Annotated in this window: 19 protein-coding genes and 2 pseudogenes; 17 read left to right on the top strand and 4 right to left on the bottom strand. The window is 35.4% G+C overall.

Annotated elements, in window-relative coordinates:
* A pseudogene (locus ED2_RS07020) lies at positions 1-979 on the top strand (glycosyltransferase family protein); the annotation flags it as partial.
* Positions 980-1,245: 266 nt separating this feature from the next.
* Here ED2_RS07020 and ED2_RS07015 read toward each other — a convergent pair.
* On the bottom strand, positions 1,246-2,415 hold the full coding sequence (locus ED2_RS07015; protein WP_016177101.1) for a serine hydrolase domain-containing protein: 1,170 nt from the start codon (positions 2,413-2,415) through the stop codon (positions 1,246-1,248).
* A gap of 199 nt (positions 2,416-2,614) precedes the next feature.
* On the opposite strand from ED2_RS07015, the gene mltG reads away from it, so the two are divergent.
* From mltG to ED2_RS06975, 8 genes are all read left to right on the top strand, one after another.
* Positions 2,615-3,787: an endolytic transglycosylase MltG gene (gene mltG, locus ED2_RS07010; RefSeq protein WP_016177102.1), complete on the top strand. Its 1,173-nt coding sequence runs from the start codon at positions 2,615-2,617 to the stop codon at positions 3,785-3,787.
* Between the two features lie 138 nt (positions 3,788-3,925).
* Positions 3,926-4,405 carry a transcription elongation factor GreA gene (gene greA / locus ED2_RS07005; RefSeq protein WP_005876368.1) on the top strand — a complete coding sequence of 160 codons (480 nt, stop codon included), beginning with the start codon at positions 3,926-3,928 and terminating at the stop codon, positions 4,403-4,405.
* Between the two features lie 282 nt (positions 4,406-4,687).
* Positions 4,688-5,419 (top strand): cell wall-active antibiotics response protein LiaF, encoded by a 732-nt coding sequence (gene liaF, locus ED2_RS07000; protein WP_016177103.1) that lies wholly within the window; start codon positions 4,688-4,690, stop codon positions 5,417-5,419.
* Entirely contained in the window at positions 5,416-6,483 is a 1,068-nt protein-coding gene (gene liaS / locus ED2_RS06995; RefSeq protein ID WP_005876364.1) for a two-component system sensor histidine kinase LiaS, read from the top strand. Before liaF ends, liaS begins: the two co-directional genes overlap by 4 nt.
* A 6-nt stretch (positions 6,484-6,489) precedes the next feature.
* Complete coding sequence (locus ED2_RS06990; protein WP_005876362.1) at positions 6,490-7,122, top strand: response regulator transcription factor; 633 nt, start codon at positions 6,490-6,492, stop codon at positions 7,120-7,122.
* Positions 7,123-7,367: 245 nt separating this feature from the next.
* Positions 7,368-8,033: a potassium channel family protein gene (locus ED2_RS06985; RefSeq protein WP_005876360.1), complete on the top strand. Its 666-nt coding sequence runs from the start codon at positions 7,368-7,370 to the stop codon at positions 8,031-8,033.
* Positions 8,034-8,045: 12 nt separating this feature from the next.
* Positions 8,046-8,339 carry a HesB/YadR/YfhF family protein gene (locus tag ED2_RS06980; protein ID WP_005876357.1) on the top strand — a complete coding sequence of 98 codons (294 nt, stop codon included), beginning with the start codon at positions 8,046-8,048 and terminating at the stop codon, positions 8,337-8,339.
* Between the two features lie 128 nt (positions 8,340-8,467).
* On the top strand, positions 8,468-9,415 hold the full coding sequence (locus ED2_RS06975; RefSeq protein WP_005876355.1) for a phosphoglycerate dehydrogenase: 948 nt from the start codon (positions 8,468-8,470) through the stop codon (positions 9,413-9,415).
* A gap of 62 nt (positions 9,416-9,477) precedes the next feature.
* Here ED2_RS06975 and ED2_RS16370 read toward each other — a convergent pair.
* Positions 9,478-9,597: pseudogene (locus ED2_RS16370) on the bottom strand (DUF3788 family protein); the annotation flags it as partial.
* A 147-nt stretch (positions 9,598-9,744) separates the two neighbouring features.
* Positions 9,745-10,548 carry a DUF1189 domain-containing protein gene (locus tag ED2_RS06970; RefSeq protein ID WP_016177104.1) on the bottom strand — a complete coding sequence of 268 codons (804 nt, stop codon included), beginning with the start codon at positions 10,546-10,548 and terminating at the stop codon, positions 9,745-9,747.
* 271 nt (positions 10,549-10,819) lie between these two features.
* On the opposite strand from ED2_RS06970, the gene ED2_RS06965 reads away from it, so the two are divergent.
* From ED2_RS06965 to ED2_RS06950, 4 genes are all read left to right on the top strand, one after another.
* Entirely contained in the window at positions 10,820-11,011 is a 192-nt protein-coding gene (locus ED2_RS06965) for a hypothetical protein (RefSeq protein ID WP_025479872.1), read from the top strand.
* A 45-nt stretch (positions 11,012-11,056) separates the two neighbouring features.
* Entirely contained in the window at positions 11,057-11,527 is a 471-nt protein-coding gene (locus tag ED2_RS06960) for a GtrA family protein (RefSeq protein WP_016177105.1), read from the top strand.
* A 91-nt stretch (positions 11,528-11,618) separates the two neighbouring features.
* The gene (locus ED2_RS06955) at positions 11,619-12,227 is read left to right on the top strand and encodes a superoxide dismutase (RefSeq protein ID WP_005876347.1); all 609 of its coding nucleotides are present in this window, start codon (positions 11,619-11,621) and stop codon (positions 12,225-12,227) included.
* Positions 12,228-12,358: 131 nt separating this feature from the next.
* Positions 12,359-12,559, top strand: a complete 201-nt coding sequence (locus tag ED2_RS06950) for a cold-shock protein (RefSeq protein WP_002292860.1) — start codon at positions 12,359-12,361, stop codon at positions 12,557-12,559.
* Positions 12,560-12,734: 175 nt separating this feature from the next.
* On the opposite strand, the gene ED2_RS06945 is transcribed toward ED2_RS06950, so the two are convergent.
* Positions 12,735-14,078: a helix-turn-helix domain-containing protein gene (locus ED2_RS06945; protein WP_005876344.1), complete on the bottom strand. Its 1,344-nt coding sequence runs from the start codon at positions 14,076-14,078 to the stop codon at positions 12,735-12,737.
* A 653-nt stretch (positions 14,079-14,731) separates the two neighbouring features.
* On the opposite strand from ED2_RS06945, the gene ED2_RS06940 reads away from it, so the two are divergent.
* The 4 genes from ED2_RS06940 to ED2_RS16025 all read left to right on the top strand — a co-directional run bounded on the left by ED2_RS06940 (position 14,732) and on the right by ED2_RS16025 (position 19,022).
* The gene (locus tag ED2_RS06940; RefSeq protein ID WP_058138065.1) at positions 14,732-16,672 is read left to right on the top strand and encodes an adhesive domain-containing protein; all 1,941 of its coding nucleotides are present in this window, start codon (positions 14,732-14,734) and stop codon (positions 16,670-16,672) included.
* Between the two features lie 85 nt (positions 16,673-16,757).
* Complete coding sequence (locus ED2_RS06935; protein WP_016177108.1) at positions 16,758-18,440, top strand: hypothetical protein; 1,683 nt, start codon at positions 16,758-16,760, stop codon at positions 18,438-18,440.
* A gap of 6 nt (positions 18,441-18,446) precedes the next feature.
* Positions 18,447-18,686: a hypothetical protein gene (locus ED2_RS06930; RefSeq protein WP_005876339.1), complete on the top strand. Its 240-nt coding sequence runs from the start codon at positions 18,447-18,449 to the stop codon at positions 18,684-18,686.
* A 15-nt stretch (positions 18,687-18,701) separates the two neighbouring features.
* The gene (locus ED2_RS16025) at positions 18,702-19,022 is read left to right on the top strand and encodes a hypothetical protein (protein WP_016177109.1); all 321 of its coding nucleotides are present in this window, start codon (positions 18,702-18,704) and stop codon (positions 19,020-19,022) included.
* The last annotated feature ends 22 nt before the right edge of the window (positions 19,023-19,044 follow it).

Here is a 19,044-nt window from a genome sequence, read left to right as displayed (position 1 = left end):
CGTTATTAAATTAATAAAAGCTGCTATAGTTACTTTACTTCTTTCACTAGCGTTTATAGGTCCTATGATTGAGCAGACATTGTATCAAGATCTGAATAGACCTTATGTGGATATATTACAAAAAAGAGCAATTTATCTGGGTAAAGAGTTTTTGATTGGAAGTATAGATTCAGAATTACTATCATTTGGTATTGGCTTAACTTTGCTTATTTGTTTAATTATACTAACATTTAACTTTAAAAAATTAGGAATCTTATCTAAAATCACTTATATAATGGGTATAATATCTATTCTACTGTGTACAAAAATATTTCCATGGTTTGCCTTACAAAATACTCCTTTAAATATTATTCAAGCTCCTTGGCGTTTTATGATATTTTCAACATTGTTCATATCTTTTTCAGTATCTCTATTTATTTCTCCACAGTTGGAAAAATTTTCTTATACAAGGAGAAGAAATTTTATACTATTATTAATATTAGCTATTTCAATTTTAAATTATTCATCAGTAGTTAACATGGTGAAAGAAATGAATTTTCAAGGAACTTATTCTAATGAACAAATGGAAAATAAACTTGAAGAATTTGAGAATTTTGATTATGTACCTATAGGCTATAAAAAAGATCAATTGCTTTTGAAAAACCATCAAGTTACAGAAGATGGTCAAGTTATTTATAGTAGCTTTTCTCCAAATAAAGATGAAATTACATTTACGTTTAAATCTTCAAAAGGCAAAACAATAGTTTTACCTGTATTCGGGTATAAAGGATTAACGGTTACTGTTAATTCAAAAAATGCTACAGTACTAAAACAAGGAGGTCCTTTTGTTACAGTAAAAAGTGAAAGTGGAATAAATAAAGTAACAATCAGGTATTCATACACATTTTTTTCTAAAATCTCATTATTTATTTCTATAATCACGCTAATTGTTCTTCTTTTTTATTGCATAAAATTAAAAATAAGAACAAGCCATGAATGATTTGCTAGCACATATTTTAGCAATCTAAAGATACTATTTTAGATTTAATAGGCCCTTTGTCAAATAATGTTGGTAAAGAGAAATCTTAGAATAATTTGGACAGAACAGAAAGAAGAACACCTCTTTCTGTTCTGTTTATTTGGAATTAAAGTCTGTAGCAAAAATTGATTTTTAGATTTGTCCCACACTCTTTCCTACGTTTAGTCGAGTACTTTTTTTAAGCAAATGCTATTCAAAGAAGTAGTATTTGCTATCTTTTCATCATATCAGCTATTTGCCAACTTAGTAGTTCCTTCCATCAGGTCATAGATTTGGTTTCTTAGATCAGCAGTAGGCAGTTTGATAGTTTTGTCAGCTTTTACATTGCTTTCCATGATGATAGCATTCTGTGAATCTTTGCTAAATATAGCAGATGTATCAAAAGAGTCGATATTTCCTTGCGACAGGATATAATTATCTCCGCTATATACCCCACCACTATATGGATGTCCATTCGCATTTTCACGCCATAATGAGAAGAGTATATCTTTGGAAACTAGTTTTCCAGATAAAACTTGTGTAAACAGCGCATTTAAATCATAGACGGACATACTAATATTACCAGTCCCTAATTCGTTATGGATCTCTGTTTCAGATTCTGTCAGTGGTTTAAAGTAATCATCCTCTTTAGACATTTGATAGGATAGTGCATGATTGGATGAATTTTTGACTTGGTCATAAAATTTTGTATGCTGTAATCCTAAAGGTTCGATGATATCATCGGTCAATAATTTTTCATACGGTTGATTTGTTAATTTGATCAAAATTCCAGTCAATATGGTAAAGTTCAATGAATCATAATGAGAGGTCTGATAATCTGTAAATTTTAAGTGCTGAATCGCAAATTGAACGACTTCTTCATCATTCATCGGTATGGTTGGAGAAGCAGTTCGGTGCAAGCCTGAGCGCATATACAGCAAGTCACGGATGGTAATCTGCTGGCTGCCAGCAATTTGTGGATAGAATTGAGCCAGCTTAGTATCTAAAGAAAGGTGCCCACGCTCGACTTGTTTTAAAATCAAAAGAGTAGTCAATGCTTTTTGAACCGAACCAATCTGATAATAAAGAGAAGGATCATTTGGTTGTTGCGTGAGTTTATTCGCATAGCCATAGCCCTTTTCCATGATGACGCGATTATTTTTCTTTACGTAAATCGAACCAATATAATCATTGTTTCTTAATAGTTGATCGATTTTTTCAACGAGCTGTTGTTCATTGGTAGTCAGTATCAACTTTTTTTGAGCCGATTGAGCATGTGCAATCGTCTGAGAGTGTTCATTATTGTAGAATTGCCATCCAAGAACAGTTCCTGTAGAGAATGCGCTAAGGCTAAACAACACGACAGCGAGCATTAAAAATGAATGTTTTCTTTTTTTAACATGTTTTCCTTTTTTCATAATAGTTTAGTCTCCTTTCTTTTTTACAGAAAGAATAAAGCTAAAATAGCTTGTATCTTGATAACATTTATTTTAATCTTATAGTAATGGATTTACTACTTACATTTTTGATAGAATATTTAAATAAAATCATTCACGCCAATTCAAATATCATGTATAATGAATAAAGTTACGAACTTGATAGTAAGGAGGAGTTGTTTTGTCAGAAAACAAACAACGTCCAGTGGAGAAAAAAAAGAATCTTTCTTCTGATACTACTGAAGTGATTACTCAGAGAAAGAATTTACGTAAAAAAGAGGATAAGATCGTAAGCAAGATCATTATGGTGATTGTGCTTACATTATTGATCGTTGGAGGCGTTCTTGGCTTTACAGTGTACCGTTATGTCGACAGCGGATTAAAGCCGTTGGATGCATCAGATGACCAATTGGTGCAAGTAGAGATCCCAAGTGGCTCTTCAAATAAGCAAATCGGTGAAATCTTAGAGAAGGATAATATCATTAAGAGCGGTATCGTATTTAACTATTATACGAAATTCAAAAATATGACTGGATTCCAAGCTGGATATTACCAAATGGCACCTAATATGACTTTAGATGAAATTGGTAAAGAATTACAAGAAGGTGGTACTTCTGAACCGACAGAAGTAGCGGATGGGAAGGTAGTTGTTCCAGAAGGGTATGATATCAATCAAATTGCTTCTCGAGTAGCTAAAGTAACTGGGAAAAACGAACAAGAATTTTTAGATTTGATGAAAGATGATACGTTCTTCAAAGAGTTACAGCAAAAATTCCCTGATTTATTGGCAAGTGCTAGTACGGCTGAAAATGTCAAATATCGTTTAGAAGGCTATTTGTTCCCAGCTACCTATGACTATTACAAAAAGATGTCACTTAAAGACCTAGTGATCCAAATGGTCAATAAAACAAATACAGTGTTACAACCTTATTTTTCAACAATCAAACAGCAAAATCATACGGTACAAGAAGTATTGACTTTGGCATCATTGGTTGAAAAAGAAGGGGTCAAAGAAAGCGATCGTAAAAATATTGCTCAAGTATTTTATAATCGGATTGCTGCAAACATGCCTTTACAGTCTGATATTTCTGTGTTGTATGCATTAGGTGAACACAAAGAATTGGTGACATATGAGGATACTGCGGTGGATTCCCCTTATAATCTATATACCAATACGGGATATGGACCTGGGCCTTTCGATAACCCTAGTGAAGCTTCGATTAAAGCTGTTTTGGAACCGACAAAAAATGATTACTATTATTTTGTAGCGGATATCAAAACTGGGGATGTCTACTTTGCAAAAACTTATGAAGAACATTTGGAATTAGTTGATAAATATGTCAATAATTCGTAAAATAGGAGATATCACTAGGGATTCATTTTAATAAAAAAACATTTACATTTTAGGAAAAGCGTGGTAATCTTTTTTGGATTATATCCTCAAAAGATTACCTTTTGCGGTATTCCAAAAGATAAGAAGGAGACGTTATACATGGTTGAGAAAGTTTACCCTATGACTCTAGAAGGCAAAGCCAAACTAGAAGAAGAATTAGAAGAATTAAAAACAGTTAAACGCGGTGAGATCATTGAACGTATCAAGATTGCCCGCAGCTTTGGTGATCTATCTGAAAACTCAGAATACGAATCTGCGAAAGATGAACAAGCATTTGTCGAAGGACGAATCACAACAATCGAAACAATGATCCGTTTTGCACAAATCATTGATAATGACGGTGTAGATGCGGACGAAGTATCGATTGGTAAAACAGTTACTTTTATTGAATTGCCTGATGGTGATGAAGAAGAGTATACGATTGTAGGAAGTGCAGAAGCAGATCCATTTTCTGGGAAAATCTCTAATGATTCTCCAATTGCTCAAGCATTGATCGGTAAGTTGGTTAATGACGAAGTGACCATCGCAACTCCTGGTGGCGATATGTTGGTTAAAATCACTAAAGTAGAACAAGCATAAATCAACTGGTTGTTTGAGTAAAAAAGAGGCAGAAAAAGTTCCTCAAGAAATAAGAGGAAATCCACAAAAACAATTTTATTGATTTTTGAGAATTTCGTTTTATTTTTCGAAGCGGTTGCTTTCGTTTCCGCTGTGTATTCGAATTGCTAGGGTGGGATAAAAGTGATTTTACTTTTGTCTTACCCTTTTTTTGCAGCAATGATTTACATCTTAAGCCCTATGGTATCTTTGACAAAAACTAGGTATGATGGAATGAGAATGACTATGAAAGGGGGAAAAAAGATGAATAGTTCTTGGCGTTTTTTTATCATTGTCGAAACGCTGCTATTGCTTTTTGCTATTTGGCAAATCGTCAATAATGTCGCCTTACTTCTTTTGGTACTTTTTGGTATCTTAAATATATATGTAGCATTAAAAAAGCATCCACGATCTGGATTTCAAAATTTTCAATTAGTTATGGGAGGATTGATCATCTTCTTTAGCTTAGTGAATAGTCCGGCGTTATGGATGATGGCTGTGTTTGCTGTTTTGTTCATCGGGCTAAAAGGTGTAGAGATATCAGGTATCGACTTTACTAAAAATGCATTCTGGCGTAAAAAACAGATGGTCATGGTCCAAACAGATCAGTTAAAATCTCATAACAATGAGCGAAAGAAGCAGCAATTATTTGGTAATCAAAGAATTGGAAATGATGTGTATGAGTGGGATGACATCAATATTACACTGATATCTGGAGATACGATCATCGATTTGGGAAATACTTTATTACCCAAGGATGACAATATTGTGATCGTCCGAAAGGGTATCGGTAGAACACGTATCTTAGTTCCTGTAGGTATCGCAGTGAGTTTAGAACATGCTACTTTAGCTGGAAACGTTTTATTTGAAGAAGAACATTTTTCATTGAAAAATGAATCCATCAAAATCTATAGTAACGATTATGATGAAAATCCGCGACGTTTAAAGATCATCACGAATTCACTTTTGGGAGATGTTGAGGTGATACGAGTATGATCAGCAAATTGTCGAAACCAATGTTTGCTGTTTATTCAGCAATAGTTTCTTTCTTGATCATCTTATTCTCTTTATTTACTTATTTTTATGCGAGTAACCAAACAGATTGGTGGCGAGAGTTATTAAGTGCTAGGCTCTTGTATATTCCTTTGATCTTTCACTTATTTGCCATTGCTTTAGGTGTAGGACTTCTCGTTTTTTTGATCGTATCGGTTATTCAAAAAGCGAGATATGGAAAAATCGAGGAAAAATTACGGACTCTATCGGCTGGTAATTATGAATCGCCTATTTTGAATCAGCCAATACCAAGACCAGTCGATGATATCTATTTACATGACATTGATCAGGAGATCACTAAAATCAAAGAGAAAATGATCGAAGTGTCAAGTGAACTCCAAATTATGACAAGCAGACCGCAATATGTGGATGGACAAACGAGAGAAGAAATCTTAGAATTAGAGAGACATCGATTAGCTCGAGAATTGCATGATTCTGTTTCTCAACAACTTTTTGCGGCAATGATGATGATGTCTGCACTAACTGAACAAGCAGAAAAAACAGACACATCTGAAAAATTTCGTAAACAACTGCAAATGGTAGCGGATATCATCAATGCCTCACAATCAGAAATGCGTGCGTTGTTGCTCCATCTTCGTCCAGTGAACCTTGAAGAAAAGAGTTTGAAACAAGGAATCGAGCAACTGTTGAAAGAATTGCAAAATAAAATCCAGATTTCCTTGAAATGGGACATTGAAGACGTAAAATTGACAAGTTCTATCGAGGATCATTTGTTCCGTATCGTACAAGAGTTATTGTCTAATACGCTACGACATGCGAAGGCGAACGAATTAGAAGTTTATTTGCATAAGATTAATAATAATCTATTGTTGCGGGTGATCGATGATGGAGCAGGATTCAATATGAATGAATCTAAAACTGGCAGTTATGGATTAAATAATATCAGAGAACGGGTTGCAGGTATCGGTGGAACAGTGAAGATCATTAGTTTTAAAGGTCAAGGTACTATCATTGAAATCAAAGTTCCTTTAATGAAGGAGGGGTAAGAAAAGATGATCAAAGTTTTACTTGTAGATGATCACGAAATGGTTCGTTTAGGCGTTTCTTCTTATTTATCGATCCAAGACGACATCGAAGTGATTGGCGAAGCAGAAAACGGGCGTGAAGGCTACGAAAAAGCAATGGAATTACGACCTGATGTGATCTTGATGGATCTTGTCATGGAAGAAATGGACGGCATCAAATCAACTAAAGCTATTTTAAAGGATTGGCCACAAGCAAAGATCATTATCGTAACCAGTTTTATTGATGATGAAAAGGTTTATCCCGCAATCGAGGCAGGTGCGGCAGGCTACTTATTGAAGACATCAACGGCTCATGAAATAGCAGATGCGATCCGAGCAACACAGCGTGGAGAACGTGTGTTGGAACCTGAAGTAACAAACAAAATGATGGAGAAAATGAGTAGACGAAATGAGCCAGTCCTTCATGAAGATTTAACGAATCGGGAAAATGAAATCTTGATGTTGATCTCTGAAGGGAAAAGTAATCAGGAAATTGCAGATGAATTATTTATCACCCTTAAAACTGTTAAAACCCATGTTTCGAATATCTTGGCAAAATTAGAAGTCGAAGACCGAACGCAAGCTGCAATCTATGCGTTCAAACATGGATTAGTGAAATAACAGAAATTTTATTCGTTTTAATGGGATTTTCTAAAAGAATCAAATTTTTATAAAAAATGCTATAGAACTTACACAGTGAATCAAGAAGAAAAAATCTCGAAATCAATTTTTTATATTTTGAGCTTTTTTCTTCTTGATTTTTTCTATAAGAAACTAATTTTGAAAGATAGAAATGTCTTAGTCACTTGCTTTCGTTTTTAGAAAGCCTTTGCTATACTTAGATAAAAAGATAAGGGAGGAAACCAGTGAAACAAAACTTTGCAATTGTAGGTCTCGGTCGTTTTGGTGGTAGTATCTGCCGGACGTTAGTCGAAGCGGGTCAAGAAGTATTAGCCATCGACAGCAGTGAAGATCGAGTAAATGAATATATGAATATTGCTACGCACGCCGTAGTAGCAAATGCGCAAGATGAAATGACGTTACGTTCTTTAGGAATCAGAAACTTTGATCATGTGATCATAGCGATCGGTGAGGATATCCAAGCAAGTATTTTGGTTACATTAATGGTAAAAGAAATGGGTGTGCCTAATATTTTGGCAAAAGCACAAAATGAGTATCATGCTCGTGTTCTGGAAAAAATAGGTGCGGATCGCGTTGTCCATCCTGAGCGTGATATGGGGATTCGAATTGCTCATAACTTAGTATCGAAGAATATACTTGATTATTTAGAGTTGTCCGATCAGTTTTCGCTTGCGGAAATTCGAGTATCTAATCCTAAATTTTTCAATAAAACGTTAGCGGAATTAAATTTTAGACAGCGTTATGATTTAACTGTAGTTGCAATCCGACGTTCAGATCGAACAGTCGTAGTCTCACCTGCTGCTGATGAATATGTGTTGGAAAATGATAATTTGTTAGTGATCGGTGAGACGGAAGATGTAGATATTTTGGATGACAAAATGAATCAATAAGGGGATGCTTAAATGGAATTGACAGTGACAGAAAATGCACGTAAGTGGTTTGAATCAGAAGTAGCGTTACCTAAAGATTATGGTATACGTTTCTTTGGGAAGGTTTATGGGAAAACAGAAGTGCATGAAGGCTTTTCCATTGGTATGTCTGTAGAGTTGCCAGAACATCCTGTAAAAAAAGAAGTGATCGATGGGATCCTATTTTTTATTGACGAAGCCGATGAATGGTTTTTTAAAGGATATGATCTAGAAGTAGATTATGATGAAACTTTAGATGAACCAGTGTATCATTTCAAAGAACAATAAAGAGAAAAGGAGTATTTTCGGCGAGCAATCGGTCGAAAGACTCCTTTTCTCTAGTTCTAAAGAAAACAGATTGTTTCATACTTTATTGTACTTAAGCTAAACTAAAGAAAAGAAGGGTGGTTAACGATATGGGAGAAAAAATTATTTACTTAGATCGAGAATTTAGAGAAGAATTTATAGATAAGATCAAATCGATTGCTCCAAACTATACGATCAAAACTGATTTGACAGAAGAAGAGCTTCCTGATGTGGAAATCAGTCTGGGTTGGAATCGAAACTACCAAGAGAAATTGCTTGCTTCTGATCATCTAAAATGGGTTCAGTCGATTTCTGCTGGTGTGGATACTTTACCATTAGATAAATTTGCTGAGAAAGAGATATTGGTATCTAATGGTAGTGGTATCCATAGCGAATCGATTGCAGAACATATCATGGGAATCATCCTTGGTTATTCAAGAGGGCTATTTCAGGCGCAACGGGCACAAGTCGCAAAAAAATGGTTAGGATCGAACGTGCACTATCAGCCTTTAGAAAATCAAAAGGTACTGATTATTGGTACGGGGAAAATTGGGAAAATGGTTGCAAAAAAAGCAACTGGATTTGATATGGAGTGTTACGGTATCAATACTTCTGGACATCCTGTAGATGGTTTTAAACAAACCTATCCATTGGAAGAGTTGTCTGAAATAGTTTCTGAAATGACTATCGTTGTAAATATTCTACCTTTGACGGAAGAGACAAAAGGATTATTTAATGGAGAGTTATTTAAAAAGTTCAATCGACAGGCAGTATTGATCAATGTAGGACGAGGTGCGTCCTTAAAAACGGATGAGTTGGTGGTTGCTCTAAATGAAGGGAGATTAGCATTTGCTGCTCTGGATGTCTTTGAGGAAGAACCTTTACCTTACGATAGTCCGTTGTGGGAAATGGACAATGTCTTACTTACTTCACATATTGCAGGATTGACGCCTGATTTCCAAAATAAATTGATGAAGATCTTTTTAGATAACCTACAAAGCTACATGACAAATCACGAGTTGAAGGTTAATCAGGTTGAACTAAACAAAGGATATTGAGAAAAATCTAGGTTTAGAAAAAAATGTGGGATAAATCTGAAAATCATTTTTGCTACAGACTGTCGAATAAACGGCGGGAGCAGAAGCAACTCCTTCGGAAATAAGCCGAAATTCACAAAAATTTGAAAAGCAATTTTCGTTCATTTCTTCTTATTTCTCGAAGTTAAACACTTCTGTCCCAGTCTCTCTCAAATAAACGGCGTCTAAAAGTCAGATTTTTCGGGAATTTCCAAAAAAAAAGCGTGGGACAAAAGTAAGAAACACTTTTGTTCCAGCTTCTTTTTTCTCCACTTTCTCAAACCTAAACGACTTTAGTCTCGACCTCTTTTTTACATCATTTGAATCTTGGGCCAACCTTTGACGGCTTGGGCAAAAATAAATAATCCGGCAATCGCGATAAATGCACTTGTATCAAATGATGGCAAGAAGATCATTAGGATCGTAGCCAACAAGGTAGGAAGTGAAATCGCATAGATCATTGTTTTCAAACAATCAAGAAACGTTGCTCTTGTTAAACGAAGTCGTGCATAGATGTATGCAGCAAAATTAGCAAAAAATAATGTGATGATCAGGTTCAAGAAGCTCGGATAGATTGAAATCAAGAAAGTCACGGCTTTTATCCAAAATGGAATCGATGCTTCACTTAAGGTATCGCGTAATTGTTTCCCTGTTAGATTTTTTATAGCATCATTCGTGTATTCAAGTTCGAATTGATTACTGCTTAGTAAAGCAGTTGTTGTTCCCGTATTTGGGAAAGCGACCACAAGCTCATTTTCAAGCATGCCGACACTTAGAAAGTTACCCATCAAGTCAGAAGTGACATCTTTTTCTGAGCGTCTACCTTCTGGGTCAAATGTGAATATGATCGAATTGGTTTGGTAAATGAACCCTTCTTTATCTTTTGTGTCGATTTTGCCATCTTTGATCGTAAAATCTGGAATTCTAGTTGCGATTTTCTGCCCATCCGCTTTGATATTATTCAAGACTTGAAAAATCTGAAAGGAGATAGGCAACGCCATAATGATACTGAGCACCAATAAATAGAGGATCGATTTACCGAATGGTGTATTTCTGGCATTTTTAAGCTCTTTGAATTGTGTGAAAGAGCTAATGATTAATTGTTTAGTTGTCATAACTACTCCTTTAATAATAGTGTCGTCATTAGCAATTCTAGCGAAGTCAGAAAGGAAATACAAGGGGCATATAGGAAAACACAAAATTGATGGGTCATTTTTAGCAAACATGATATGCTGATAGAGTAAAGGTTGATGTAGGAAAAGATGAAAGACCACTAGCGCTCAACTAAAATTTTTTGGGTTGTTTTATCAAATGGTGTGATTACTTTAGTAGAATTTATTGGTGTGGTTTTTTCAGGTAGATTATCATTGATTTCTGATGCTTTCCATGATTTTTGAGATACGTCAGCAAGTATGCTATCTTACTATAACTCAAAAAATAGCTTCAAAACAAAGAAATCCTAAAAAATATCTGGCTATCCAAGATCCAAAAAAAATGCATGTAACGATTCAAGCGGAAACGAATGCAAAAGATAAGAAACGATTGATTTTAAGAAATGAAGATGAAATATCTTTCTAAATAAGGTATGATGAAGCAGAAATGAATAGTAAGGTAGGTTGACCAATGAATCTTTATCATCAAGCAAAACATTTTTTAGAACGAAAAGGGTATTGGGAGATTTTTATTTACCTCTTTTTTGGTGGTTTGGCAACAGTTGTTAACTTTGTCAGTTTCTATATTGCACTACAACTGTTTGAGTTAAGTATGCCTGTTTCTAATACGATCTCTTGGATTTGTTCCGTTTTATTTGCATTTGTCACAAATAAAATCTGGGTGTTCCATTCAAAATCTCCAAGCTTTCTTCATTTAATCATCGAGTTTGGAAAATTTATTTTTTATCGAGTAGTATCGTATGGAATGGATATGGGTGCCATGCTACTCATGATCCAAGTGATGCATGTCAATGATTATGTGGCAAAAATCATTACACAGGTCATCGTAGTATTAGCAAATTATATTTTCAGTAAATTATTTATCTTTAAAGAGACAGAAATTATTGAAAAAGAACTTCCTGAAATTCAGAACAAGAAATAGCTATAAGCATAATTTTTGTAGAAATCCCTTCTCTTTGTTACTCTTTGTAGTGTAAAGACTATGAACAAACACATTGAGGAGGAATTTTTTTATGACTTACACATTACCAGATCTACCTTATGCATTTGATGCACTGGAACCATATATCGATGAAGAAACGATGCACTTGCATCATGACAAACACCATAATACTTATGTTACAAATTTAAACGCAGCTATTGAAAAGTATCCAGAATTAGGCGAAAAATCAGTGGAAGAATTGCTTTCTGATATGGACGCGATTCCTACTGATATTAAGACAGCGGTACAAAACAATGGTGGTGGACATGCAAACCATTCATTTTTCTGGAAAATCATGGCACCTAATGCAGGTGGCGAACCAACAGGCGAAATCAAAGAAGCGATTGATGAAGCTTTTGGTGATTTCGCAACATTCAAAGAAGAGTTCAAGAAAGCGGCTGCCGGACGCTTTGGATCAGGTTGGGCATGGTTAGTATTGGAAGATGGTAAATTGGCAATCACTTCTACAGCAAACCAAGATTCTCCATTGATGACAGGCCAAACACCTATCTTAGGATTAGATGTGTGGGAACATGCATATTACTTGAAATATAAAAATGTACGCCCTGACTATATTGCTGCTTTTTGGAATGTTGTCAACTGGGATGAAGTAAACAAACAATTTGCAGCTGCAAAATAAATGATAGCTGTTTTGTATACTCCAAAATCGAATTGAAAAATAAATTTAGCAAAGCTTGCGAGCGTTTTCTAAATTGGGTATAATAGGCTTGCAAGGTATCTTGCAAGAACTTTTTTGGAGGCTATACATTTATGGAACATGGAACAGTAAAATGGTTCAACAATGAAAAAGGATTTGGGTTTATTACAGTAGATGGCGGAGACGATGTATTTGTACATTTTTCAGCAATCCAAGGTGACGGCTTCAAGAGCTTAGAAGAAGGTCAAGAAGTTGAATTTACGATTGTTGAAGGCGCTCGTGGTCCACAAGCTGCTGAAGTGACTAAATTATAATAATTTGTTGAAGAAAAGCCCGCGGTTGCGGACTGATCAAAGCAATAAAAAGAAGATGGTTCAACCATCTTCTTTTTTGATTTTTTAAAGTAAAAAATCATTGATTATGTCAGGGGTACCATTGCAATAGTGACTTTTTTTTTACAAAATTTGAAAAAATAGTTTTTGGAAGAACTCAACCATTTACTATTTTTTGGATCTTTTGACTTAATAGATAGATCTGCTCGCTAGACATTTCAGTAGAAATCGTCAAAGAGGGGATGAACTCTTCATAATTCACTGTTTTTAACGGAATTTCTGTTGTGCGGATGATCAAGTCGGGCTTGTATAAGAAATCATTTGTAAAGAGAACATTTAAATAGATACGTAATTGTTCTTGTAGCATTTCCATATAAGTCAATTCAATACTTAATGGAAAATCACTTTCAAATTTGATTTTTATTTCTTTATCAAAATAAGTAGGAGAAGCTACAATCATAAACGCTTCTGCTAAATTGCATGGATGGACCCAGTCCAATCGCTGATTATTCTTTTTAAAGCGTTGCGAAAGACGAATGATTTCACGATTGAATGCGGGATAATTTTTTTCAATAAAGGTTGAGATATCATGCTTGATAATCGAAAAATCGGGAAATAGATAACCAGTCATTCCATTGGCAAACAAGGTACTGTTCAAGAGCATCTTTTTGCTGTTGATTTGTGAAGATTTAAACCCAATGGAATAAAGATAACTATAAAAAGTATTTTGAAACTGTTTGATAGGTGTATCCCATTTTAAATGGACTTTGACGGCTTTATCCAAAAAATGATTTCTAAGATAAAAGGAGGTACGTGTTTGTAACCAGAGAAATAAAAATTTGATTTCAGTGGTAGCAAGATTTAATCTTCGAAAGGAAATAGTCAATTCAGACGTAAGTCCATCAAATGCTGACCATAATTCATCAGTAAATGCGGGTAATTTCGCTTTTTGTATTCGCTTTTCTTGATCAACTCTTATTTTAGTGACTGCCACGATAAAACACCATTCCATCATTTTTATTTTATTCGGTCTTTGGTTGATCAATTGGAAGGATTTTTCGATGATCAAAAAAACTTGATGAAAATCGACTCCCTTAAAGGGCCATTCTACCCCACGATAGGTTTGCCATAAGATTAAATAAATGAGGTAGCGAATCTGTGTTTCTTCTCCTTTAATAAAAATGTGACCTTTTGCGGTTTTTATTTGAATACGATATTTTTCCAATAGCTGATTGATCCGAGTGATGTGCCTTCTTAAAAAAGACTCACTAATATTCCTTGATTTTGAAAATTCTGTAAGATCAACTTGAGATTGAAGGCAAAGTGTCTGCACTAATTGAAAGACAGAAGATTGATTTAAAATAGCTAAAATCAATTTCTGGTAGTCGATACTGTTCCCAGAATAACTATAATTTCTGGTCTCCTTATTGAAGTGCCCCTTCGAAAGTTCTTGGATATGCTCACAATGATTCAATATGGAACGCTTATCGGAGTGAGTCAACGCAGAGAGTTCCTCCAAATTCCAGCTTTTTTTTTGATATATATATATTTTCTAAAATCGTTAATTGTGTTTGAGTATTTTTGTCTAAAATAGAAAAAAATTTCATTTATCTATCCTCCGTTTATTACAAATAGCGATAATATGTGTGTACATATATTGTCAATATTTGTATTTTTTTTACACAAAAAATGATAAAAATATCTTTATTTTAAGGAGATTTAGCCTAAATATTGATTGAAATTTATTTGAATAGAGGTTATTTTTTATATTTGCTTCAAAATGATAACCCTTTCATAAAAGAACAGAGATTTTATGAATTTATGCTAATTTTATAATAATGGGAACATTACACTTAATAAAAGAAGCAAACTGATATAAAAAATATAACATACATATAAAAAAGTAGTAAAAATAGACTCTCGAAAAGACAAGTTATTTAAATAAATGCTGAAACTTAATAATAGATTTCTAATTTATCAGTTGTTAAACTCCGAGTAACTTAAGTTAACGGATCATTTTCTTTCAAAAAGATATCTTTTTGGGTCAAAAAATCTATTGAGGAGTGTTGCACAGAGGGGAATCGTAGCTTCAATTATTGGCTTAGTGGGGGATGGAACAGATAAAAGAGGGCTAAGCACCCAGGGGGTTACAAAATGAAAAAAGATTATAAGAAGAGTATGGATCAAAAAGCACGGGCGAAGCGTCGCTCAAAAAAATACTTACTAGTAGGAACATCTATTGCTGCGGGTCTCATGTTGGGAACGGCCCCGATCACGATTGCAACACCATTATTTACGATAGGTTCGCAACAGGTATATGCTGATTTGGTTAGCGGACAGCTTTTTAATAATCTTGGTACGACGAATACAAGCGGAACGAGCGTTGGGGCACCTTACGTGGTAGATGGCTCAACTAGAAATGTTGATTTTGTAATTTCGGCTAATAATGGATTAGACGTGAGTCTGCTTACTGGAACTAGACGTGCTGTTTTAGCTATTCCTGAAGAGATGCAAGGTCTAGTTGCGATAAATGGTAGCGGTACCTTTAGTACGGATATCTTGTTGCCAGGAGATGAATTAGCTCCATTACTAACAGTTGTAAATGGAGCGGTTTCAGCATTGGTAGGTTCTGTAGAAAATATCGTCAATCTCAATCCATTAGCTTCAGTGAATTTGAGTGAAGTGTATGAACAATTAGCATTATTAGAAAATTTGAGTACGCTGAGTTCGGCAGAAGTTGCTCTTGCTTTGCAACAAACAGAAAATGGCGATTATATTTATGGGGAACTTGATGGTACGTTAGAAATTGTTATTCGAGAAGGACTTAGTGAGATTTTGACAGGGATCAATAATGCTGTCCAAGAGCTTAAAGCAACATCGAATTCACCATTTGGAGGAGATTTAGCAGCAGCGACGATCAACGGGGCTTTAGGCTTAACGATTAAACCTGCCTTTAATTTGGCCTTTGCAGGCGCACTAGGTTTGGTTGATACAGGTTCTTCTTTAATTGGTACTTTTGCTGATGCAAGTGTTTTAGGGGAAACGACAGTAACGATACCTACGACAATCACAGATCCGAATGCTACTGATTTAACTGCTGCCGGTGTTGATCTGTCCGTACCTTATGAAGCTGGATTTGTTGGGAATATTGTGAAATCAGATGTGCTAGCCATTGATATAGCATCAAATTATGATGGCTATTCACCTGTCTATTATTCAGTAAGGGCAGTAACAGCACCATATAATGTTTCAGTAACAGGTAATTCCACTGAGGGATACGAGGTCACTGGGATGGCAGATCCAAACGCAATCGTCCGAATCTATGATGATACTGGAAATTTGATTGCAGAAGGTCAAGCAGATGAAACTGGTAGCTTTACAATTTCAATTTCTCAAGAGGATGTTGCGCCATTAGATGAGATTCAATTGATTGCATATGATAATAATGATAATCCAAGTCTACCAACAGTTGCCGTAATTCCAGATGATGAAGAAGCCGATGCTGATGCCGACGCCGACGCCGATGCAGATGCTGACGCGGATGCAGATGCTGATGCCGATGCTGATGCAGATGCTGATGCAGATGCCGATGCTGATGCGGATGCTGACGCTGATGCAGATGCAGATGCTGATGCCGACGCTGATGCCGATGCCGATGCCGATGCCGATGCTGATGCGGATGCCGATGCTGATGCGGATGCTGACGCTGATGCGGATGCTGACGCTGATGCCGATGCGGATGCCGATGCGGATGCTTATGCTGATGCCGATTCTGACGCTGATGCCGATGCGGATACGGATTCTGACGCTGATGCGGATGCCGACTCTGATGATAGTCAAGATACGACCATCATTACTGTGGTAACAAATAATTTTGGTGGGTCAGGACCAACAGCAACACCAAAACTACCAGTACAATATAGTAGTTCAGGGGTTTCTAAACCTTCATCTATGACTAGCGGAAGTAGTACACCAAAAATGTATCCTAAGACATCAGATACGATTGGTTCATCTGCTTCTTGGTTAGGCGGACTAGTATCGCTGATCTCAGGTTTAGGGATTTGGAAAATGAAAAAAAGTAAGAAAAAACAATAACTAAAAAAGGCTATGGCTATAGATGATACTATTTCCTATAGTGATTCGATGCCATAGCCTTTTTATTATTAATAGAGGTGGGAATATGCTTGTTCAGATGAATACACATACGAATCTATCAATGATCAAAAAGATACTTGAAACGGTAGATAAAACTATTCCAACAAAATTACTGATTGTTTCTGTCGGAGACTTTAAAGAGCGGGGACAAATCTACGAATTTTATGGAAATAATCTAAAAGTAATCTGGAATAATTTATTGACAGCTTATAGAATCAATCAATTTGAAAAGACACCGTATTTAAGATTGGACATAGTTACAAACGAAGAGTCAGCAGATTATCACCAAGTAAATGAACGATTGAAAAAAATCAAACGAAACAATTATGTCGATTTCAACTTGCGGATTGACGGTCTAAGAAAGAGAAGTTTCCTCAAAGAAGAATTAGTGGCAAATGCCATTATTAAACCTAGTAAAACACATAAAGTTGGTAAAAATCTTCCTGACTTGCATATCGACCCGCAAAATTATCGAGGATATATCAAACGTAAATACGGTCGAGAAGAGACGGATCTCAGTTATTTGGAACGTTCGAAGTTCTACTTTTTTGAAACGACATCTTTCTACTTAGAGCAAGGAAATATTTATCCGCTGAAAAACTATGGGAATGGGAATCGGGTCCGAGAGGTAACTTATGACAATCTTGAAGAAACAACGAGATTGGTGATTGAACAAGGAAGTATGTATCTAAAAAAACAATTAACAAAATCTGGACAATTCATTTACGGATACTATCCTTGCTACAATCAACTGCTAAAAGGATACAATTCTGTCCGTCATTTTTCTTCTCTATATGCTTTAGCAGAAGCAGCAGAATATTCCTATGACCCCAATATGCTTCAAAACATCAAAAATGGCTTGCTCTGGGGTATCGATAATCTAACCTCTGAAGTTGACGGTTACTTGCTAATCAAAGATTATTTGAATAAAGAAATCGAGTATAAATTAGGCGCACAAGCAACGGCTATCTTAGCAATTGCTAAATATATCGAAGTGACAGGCGACCAGCAACTCTATAAATATTTAAGTCGATTGATCGAGACAGTATCAAAAAAATTTATTACTTTAAATAGTAAGACCATTCATGTACTTGATGCCGATTTGAATTTAAAAGAGGAGTTTCGGATCATCTACTATGATGGTGAAATCCTATTTTCTTTACTCCGAGCTTATGGGATTTTCCATGATTTCGCGATTTTTGAAATTTGTGAAGGGCTGATGGAACGATTTGTCACAGATGGTTATCAAAAATACCATGATCATTGGCTGAGCTATGCAACAAATGAAATGATAAACTATCAAGAAAAAGACACATATTATGAATTTGGTATCAAAAATGCAATGGTAAATATCGATTTTATTGATAAGCGGGACACTGCGTATCCAACGATGCTTGAATTACTAGTGGCAGCTTCCAAAATGATGAAAAAATTGGAAACAAGTGAATCAAGAGAAAGACTGTTTAAAACAGAAGAGGAGTTTATAGCTATACAAGACCGAATCAACACAGTCATGGAGAAACGTGTATTACATGAAATCACAACAGGAGTGATGTTTCCTGAGTTTGCCCAGTTTTTCAAAAAACCAGAAATGATCAACTATGGCTTTTTTGCCCGTCATGATCGCTTTCGGATGAGAATCGATGATGCGGAACATTTTTTATCTGGATTGATCAATTATTTGATTAATTATAAAGAGAAGGAGTGAATAAAAATGGTTGGGTATATTCGTTTTGCAGCATTAGCGTTGATAGGTTTTTCATATGTGGGATTCCGATTAAAAAAGAAAAAAGATCATCAGAAGAATCAGATGGAGACTGATTTAAGTCAATATGAAAAAAATGAAGATGGACTCTATCCATGGGAAGTCGATCAAGACAATTCCCCAGAAAGAATTGAAAAGACAGCTACAAGATATGTCAATCAAGCAAGACCTCGACGTGGCAGATGGTAAAGGTGGGATGAGGACATGTGGACAATTCAGAATATTTTAAATGGAATAGATGGAAAGTTTTTTAAGATATATGATCATTTAGATCAACCAGTCACAGATTTTGAATATTTTTCAGGACATTTAAAACGCAATCAAGATTATTCAACAACCGCGTTTGTTTCTATTTCGTCAGAAAGAAGAAATTATGTTAATCGTAAAAGTATAGCCTGGAGAGATGGAAATGACCAAATCAAAGGGCGGGAGAATGAGTTTGCTTTACTCATAACAGAAACACCGATTGAGGATCCTTTGGTTAAGACACCACAATTTATTGTAGAAGACAGCTGCTGCACGTAAGCATACAAGTGAAATCTTTACC

This window comes from Enterococcus durans NBRC 100479 = LMG 10746 (genome assembly GCF_001544215.1).
Taxonomy (GTDB): domain Bacteria; phylum Bacillota; class Bacilli; order Lactobacillales; family Enterococcaceae; genus Enterococcus_B; species Enterococcus_B durans.
This window is presented reverse-complemented; position numbering and strand designations above follow the sequence as displayed.